Consider the following 6,305-nt stretch of genomic DNA (forward strand, 5'->3'; position numbering starts at 1 on the left):
AGTCCGTGCGGGCCTCCCGGTCACCGGTGGCGGATCTCGCAATCACGCAGCACCGCGCAGAGGCAGGTGGTGAAGCCCTCCATGCCTGGGTCGGCATCGGAGATGTGCGGGAACGCTCCCGGCATATGGTGGGTTGGCCGCGGCCGCCGCCGTGGGGCGCGGCCGGCCGCGCCGGTCAGCTCGGCGACCTCCAGCAGCAGCTCGGGGAAGTCGACCTTCGGCAGCATGCTGTTGACCAGCTGACGGAAGGGAGGCGTGAGCGCGAGTTCGTCGGACTTGCCGAGCTTGGCCGGCTTCAGCTTTCCGCTCACCATCTCTCTCAGTGAACGCGGCTGCCTCTTACACCTGCTGATGAATCGTCATAGCGGTCCGGCAGATTGCCGGCGGCGGCGTGCTCCAACAGCGCAGCCTGCGACAGGGGCCAGGCGCGCCGCCCGCGCAATGCCAAGCTGCTCCAAGAAGTCGTTCTTCTCCCGGGAACACCGCGACCATGGGGGAGCGGTGGTCCAGTGGCTCCCCAGGCACCACGCCTGAGTGGTCTGAACTAGCAGATCCAGGGTCGGGACCGTGACGAGGACACGGCCCACGGAAAGCACTCCAGCGCGGACGTAGCAGCCGGGATCGTCTTCCCCGACCCGGTCGCAGACACGATCGTGCCCGGAGCCCCCTGAACGGGCACCAGTGATCTTGCAGAGAATCCCACCCATTTTCGGAAATTTGCTTTCTGGTCCACCTGGTGCTCGCGACGCTGAATAGCGGACATTTCTTACCCCCCTGCCTTTTCGCTCCAACCGCGTAATGGTTGTTGGGAGAAGTGGGTTGCCCTGCGTGCTGTGTTGGGGAGTCAGCCGCCTAGACTGCCCTGGTCCCACAGTTTGATCGGAGCACGACATGCGTCGCCTCACTCTCGTCCCCGTCCTCGTGGCAGTCGCCGCCCTCGCACTCGCCGGGTGCGCGCAGGACTTCGGCCACGGCCCTGACGGCCGGGTCACCGAAAAGACCAAGGACGGGAAGAAGTTCTACTTGGTCGTCGATCCCGCGAAGGGGGGCAAGGAGACGAAGTTCCGGGTCAGCAAGTACGACTACCACGACTGCAACCGGGGCTCGAAGTACCCCAAGTGCATTGACGATTAGCCCCTCGCAGGACCTCCCTGCTTGGCCACCTTGCTCCAGGGGTCGAGTCGGGCGCAGTCCCTGTTGCCAGTCAGATGAGGGTGGTCTTCCACGTCCCCATCACTCAGCGCCGAAGCCTCGATGGTTTCCTGTCGCGGCGCACTGCGCTGTCTGGCAACGCCCTGGTGGGGTGGGCGACATGCTGGTTCGGTCGCCGCGCGGTGGCCGGCACCGCAAACTCCCCGCCAGTGGGCCCTGGTCACACTCGTGTGTCTCCTAAGGCACGACCCCCGAGCCCCTGACGCCGTAGGCAACGCACCCTCGGCAGTGTGCCACCGCGCATTGCCGAGGGTGCGTTGCTTGCTCTGCCGTGACCTGTACGGGGAAGTACGCATTGGCATCCTGGGCGATCGTCCCGCACTCGCGGCAGATCATGGGGAGTGGAGACTTGATCAGCGTGAGGCCGTCCGAGGACTGCTGTGCCTCTGGTCCGAGAGCACGCAGTTTCCCGAGGTTGTCGGTGTAGCGGACGAGGAGGTCCCGGCCGTCCAAGGCGTACCAGGCTTCTGCCTGCGCTGACGCTTCCTGGGCTACGAACTGTGGAGGTGTGGCGGGTCTCGCGGTCGAGGCTGCGGTGCTGTTGGCAGCAGGGTGTGGGCCTGGTGGGGCCCGTGAGCCTTGAGCCCCTCATCTGCGGAGATCCTTAGCTACCGCCAACCTCATCCCATACAGTGCCGAAGACATGACGGCTCTTGCATCCTTCGACTTCGTGCGTCACATCGATGGGCTTCGCTACCACTTCGAGCGCGACGGGGAGCAGCACGGTCGACCCGCCTACCGGCGAACGGACGGGCAGGTGTGGTGCGTCTGGTCGCCGGCCGATGGGTGGCACTGCGAGATCGCCGACGGTCTCGTCACCGCCCACCCCCTGACCGGCCTGGGCGACGAACCCGAACCCCCTGCCACCGTCTGGCGTAGCTTCAAGAACGAACGCTCCTACCTCTACGATCTCCGTCCACTCCGACCTCAAGCGTGATCCGCGGGACAGGAGCGGGAGCGCGCTGAGGGCGCCGCCCATCCTTGGTGAGGAGAGTGGAGGGCCGGCGCGCTGGCGAGCCATCGCACCGCGATCCTGCGGCGTGCGGGCCGAACAGGTCGGCCGGACGTCAGCTGTCGGCTTTGAGGGCGTCCAGGTGCCGTCGCAGTACCTGTCGGAGCAGCTTGGGCGGATAGCGGTCCGGCAGCAGAGTTGCCTGGAGATTGAGTCCGTCGAGGAGGGCGGCCAGCCGCGTGCTTTCCAGCTCGATGTCGATGTGGTCTGGAAGTCCGCCGGCCTGCCGGGCTTCGTGCAGCACGCGCGACATCAGGGTGTGCAGGTTGGCCTGCATTTCGGCTGCGCAGGGCCGCAGTTCGGGGCGGGTGTGCGCTGCGGCGGTGAAGGCGAGCCAGAGCGCGGACTCCTGGCGGCGGACGTCGTCCAGAGGGAGGAACTCGGCCAGGAGCTCTTCTGTTGCGGCCCGGCGGTCGGTGCGGCCGTCGGGAGCCAGGAGCCGCTCGGCGTGGGTGCGGATGCGGTCGCCGATGCGCCGGCTCAGCTCCCTCATCGTGAAGGTCATCAATTCGTCGTGGTCGGCGAAGTAGTGGCGGACCGAGCCGATGGCGAGTCCGGCTTCATCGGCGACGTTGCGCAGTGACGCATGCTCCAGCCCTTGCCGGGCGGCGACGGACAGGACGGCTTGCGCCACCGCTCTGCGGCGGGCCACGGGATCGACGATCTTTGGCACATTGCTGTTATAGCACGGCTGGGCTAACATCGATTTAGCTCAGTCGTGCCATAAAGAATGGTGGTTATCTGCGTGAACCCCTGGCTACTCGCTGCGATCATCGCGGTGGTCGTGATCGCGGTGGTGATCAAACGGATGATCGGTGAACCGGTCAATGCAAGGGACCTCTTCGCGGCCCCGGTGATTCTGACCGGGATCGGCGTCCTGTCCCTCGTCAAGAAGGCGGATCTGACCGGCACCGACCTCGCCTGGGTCATCACGGGCGCCGCCCTGGGCGTGGTACTCGGCGCACTCCGCGGTGCCACCGTTCAGCTCGTCGACAAGGGTGGTGTCCTGTGGCAGCGGTACACCGGCCGCACCTTCCTCGCCGTGATCGGCACCCTGGCGGTCACGGCCGGCTTCAGTGTCCTGGCGGTGAAGATGGGCATGCACGAGAACGCACGCCCGGTCCAGCTCTCCATCGGCGTGAGCTTCCTCGGCGAGTCCCTCATGGTCGGCCGCCGCGGCATGGCTTCGGGAATCCCTTTCGCCCCGGCACGTACTCGCTGACTCACTGCCGTACACCGTGCCCGCACATGTCGGACCCGCTCGGCCGGCCCGTCCGGCAGGCCATGAGCGGAGTCAGAGGCGAATGGCAGTAACGGTCACGGTGCCATGGAAGATGTACGCCCGCTTGTCGAAGCCGGGGGGGGGGGGGGGGGGGGGGGGGGGAGGGGGGGGGGGGGGGGGGGGGGGGGGGGGTGTCTTTTGGAGAGCTGGGGGGTTCCCCCCCCCCTCTGCCCCGGGGGGGGGGCTCCTGGCACGCTGATCCTTGCGCTCGGGAATCGTGTGCTTGATCTGCCGACGCCGCAGATGGCGGCGATTCCGCCCAACACCCGCCTCGTCCCGCGGCAGGTGCGGCGCCAGCCGCCGAGTGAGTTGGTTGGGCGAGCGTGATCACTTGCTCCGGCGGGTACGGCGGCGAGCGGGCCAGGCGGACCCTCGCGTATTTGTCCATGACGCGGCACTTCCGCCCGGCGCGGGCGGTGGTGGACGAGCGAGCGGACACGGCCTCGGGCTCGCGGCGCGGTTCGAACGGGGCCGTTCGGCGGGCTGACCGTGGCCAGGCTGTGTCGTTCGGGTCATTTCGGGGCCGTTCCGCCGGCTGTGTCCCCTCGCCGCCTGCTCGGCGGAAACAACCCTTCCGGGAATGCGGCGGTCTTACCAGACGTCGTGCTCAGAGGGGCAAGTTCTGTCGACTCGTACCGGTATATCGACCGGAAAGGATGTACTCATGGCGCTCGATCCGCACTTCTGCCTGGACGTTCCGGAGGGTTTCGATGATTCGGATGCTGAGACCGGGGTGCATCCCATCGCCAGGAAGCTGTTCCTCGGTGCAACTGCCGCGGAGCTTTCAGAAAAGCCCATGAGTGGCTGCGGGAACAAAGCGTCCGCCTGGTAGACGTGTCGTGGACTGTCTTGCACGGTGAGGACGAGCCCTACACGCTGAGCATCTATTTCACGTTCGAGCTGGATCCCGAAGACACCTGACGAACGACGGTGCGGTTCGTTTGAATCAGCCGCCATTGCTCTGAGAAGCCATCCGCACAGCCGGCTGGCAGCGCCGGGATTGAGGCGGCGGCTGATTCGGCGGCCTGGGCCGGAAAAAAGACCGTCCGCAGCCTTCAGGGATGGTGGAGACTGTGGGGCAGTTCTCCGCGATGTGATCAGGAGCCCAGTGGACGACGTGGACGACATGGAATTCGCCGAAGCTCTGGAGGCAGTCCTGCGGGACCTCCAGGCGCAGTGCGCGGTGCAGCCGCAGATACGCGCGGACGACGAGTTTGGGATCACGCTCTGGGCCCCGGACGGGTCAGGTCAGGGCCTGACCCCACATTCGGATGGCACCGCCGCAGAGTTGCTCGTGCACCTGGCAGATCAGGTCCAGGACTGGGCGGTGGAGGCACTGTGGTCCGAAGGCGCCTCGGCGGTCTGGCCACAGTGCCCGACGCACCCGGACACGCATCCGTTGACGGCGAGAGTCCGCACGGACACAGCGGTGTGGGTATGTCCGAAGAAGGAAACGGCAGTGGCACGGATCGGGGAGCTGGAGACCCAGTAGAAGCGGGCGGGGTCTGCTGCCAGCGACAACTGGGGCCAGCTGTGCAGCAGCGGCTGTGGCCCTGGTTGCCGTATGTGGGTGGCTTCTCAGCTCGAACCAGGCGCCGGCATCTGCTTGAGGCCACTGCGCACCGCATCCGCATTCTGACAACGGTCAGTTAGGCCTGGTCGGTTCCAAGGGCGTTGCGCAGGAACGTCGTTGCCTGGTCGATGGCTCCGCGGGCGGCTTTGGAGTGACTCAGCGAGTTGAGCATCATGAAGTCGTGCACCGTGCCGTCGTAGCGCACCGTGGTCACCGGAACGTCGGCTGCTCGGAGCTTGGCGGCGTACTCCTCGCCCTCGTCGCGCAGCACGTCGGCCTCGTCGACGATCAGCAGGGCGGGCGGCAGGCCGGCGAGCTGTTCGATGGTGGCGTGGTTGGGGGACGCGGTGATTTCGGCGCGTTGGTTCGGGTCGGTCGTGTAGGCGTCCCAGAACCATTCCATCAGCTTGCGGCTCAGGTAGTAGCCGGTGGCGAATTGGTCGTAGGAACCGGTGTCCATGGCCGCATCCGTGACCGGGTAGTACATCGACTGCTGCACGAACGTGACGTCACCGCGCTCCTTGGCCATGAGGGCGAGTGCGGCGGTCATGTTCCCGCCGACCGATTCCCCGGCCACTGCCATGCGTTGTGCGTCCAGCCCCTTGGACGCTCCCTCGCGGACGATCCACTGCGCAGTGGCGTAGCCCTGCTCGATGGCCACCGGATAGTGCGCCTCGGGCGACGGTGTGTACTCCACGAAGGCCACTGCCGTACGGGCGCCGACCGCCAACTCGCGCACCAGGCGGTCGTGAGTACCGGCATTGCCCAGCACCCAGCCACCGCCGTGCATATACAACACGACGGGCAGCGTTCCGGTGGCGCCCTGCGGCTTGACGATGCGTACCCGTACATCGCCCACCGCTGCCGGCACCGAAACCCACTCCTCGTCGACCGGCAGTTTGTCGACCGGCGCGGCCTGGAGGTCATCGAGCACCTTGCGCGCTGCGGTCGGCTCCAGCTCGTACAGGAAAGGATGCTGTGAGGTTGCGTCGGCGAGCGCCTGTGCCTCGGGCTCAAGGACGATTGAGGCGGTTTGACCAGCCATGGGAATGCTCCCTGGAGCGCATCGTGACGAGCGCAGGGCGCTGGAGAGCGCCGCGCTGCGCTCGGGCTGCCGGGCGGTCAGCGGAGCCTCCGCCCTTGTTCAAGCCCTGATGGGTATATATGCCCATTGTAATTGCCCATCCTCCGCAGATGCATTCCAAGGACCCGCCTGATCCGTCCCG

Annotated in this window: 8 protein-coding genes; 5 read left to right on the forward strand and 3 right to left on the reverse strand. The window is 66.6% G+C overall.

The genetic code is table 11. The features are described from left to right. Positions 1-20: 20 nt before the first annotated feature. Positions 21-314 (reverse strand): hypothetical protein, encoded by a 294-nt coding sequence (locus ACZ4XD_RS25715; protein WP_468045775.1) that lies wholly within the window; start codon positions 312-314, stop codon positions 21-23. A gap of 577 nt (positions 315-891) precedes the next feature. Here ACZ4XD_RS25715 and ACZ4XD_RS25720 point away from each other — a divergent pair. Both ACZ4XD_RS25720 and ACZ4XD_RS25725 read left to right on the forward strand, forming a co-directional pair. Next, positions 892-1,134, forward strand: a complete 243-nt coding sequence (locus ACZ4XD_RS25720; protein WP_468045777.1) for a hypothetical protein — start codon at positions 892-894, stop codon at positions 1,132-1,134. Positions 1,135-1,855: 721 nt separating this feature from the next. Next, complete coding sequence (locus ACZ4XD_RS25725) at positions 1,856-2,149, forward strand: hypothetical protein (protein WP_468045779.1); 294 nt, start codon at positions 1,856-1,858, stop codon at positions 2,147-2,149. A 130-nt stretch (positions 2,150-2,279) separates the two neighbouring features. On the opposite strand, the gene ACZ4XD_RS25730 is transcribed toward ACZ4XD_RS25725, so the two are convergent. Further along, entirely contained in the window at positions 2,280-2,897 is a 618-nt protein-coding gene (locus tag ACZ4XD_RS25730; RefSeq protein WP_468045781.1) for a TetR/AcrR family transcriptional regulator, read from the reverse strand. Positions 2,898-2,969: 72 nt separating this feature from the next. Between ACZ4XD_RS25730 and ACZ4XD_RS25735 the strand changes: the two genes are divergently transcribed. From ACZ4XD_RS25735 to ACZ4XD_RS25745, 3 genes are all read left to right on the forward strand, one after another. Beyond that, positions 2,970-3,446, forward strand: a complete 477-nt coding sequence (locus ACZ4XD_RS25735) for a DUF1453 domain-containing protein (protein WP_468045783.1) — start codon at positions 2,970-2,972, stop codon at positions 3,444-3,446. Positions 3,447-4,170: 724 nt separating this feature from the next. Continuing rightward, positions 4,171-4,338, forward strand: a complete 168-nt coding sequence (locus tag ACZ4XD_RS25740) for a hypothetical protein (protein WP_468045785.1) — start codon at positions 4,171-4,173, stop codon at positions 4,336-4,338. A gap of 276 nt (positions 4,339-4,614) precedes the next feature. Further along, positions 4,615-4,998, forward strand: coding sequence for a hypothetical protein (locus tag ACZ4XD_RS25745; RefSeq protein WP_468045787.1), 384 nt, complete (start codon positions 4,615-4,617; stop codon positions 4,996-4,998). Between the two features lie 157 nt (positions 4,999-5,155). Here the strand turns inward: ACZ4XD_RS25745 and ACZ4XD_RS25750 are convergent, their stop codons facing one another. Next, positions 5,156-6,124: an alpha/beta hydrolase gene (locus ACZ4XD_RS25750; protein ID WP_468045789.1), complete on the reverse strand. Its 969-nt coding sequence runs from the start codon at positions 6,122-6,124 to the stop codon at positions 5,156-5,158. Between the last annotated feature and the right edge of the window lie 181 nt (positions 6,125-6,305).

Source organism: Streptomyces sp. NPDC029466 (genome assembly GCF_055574515.1).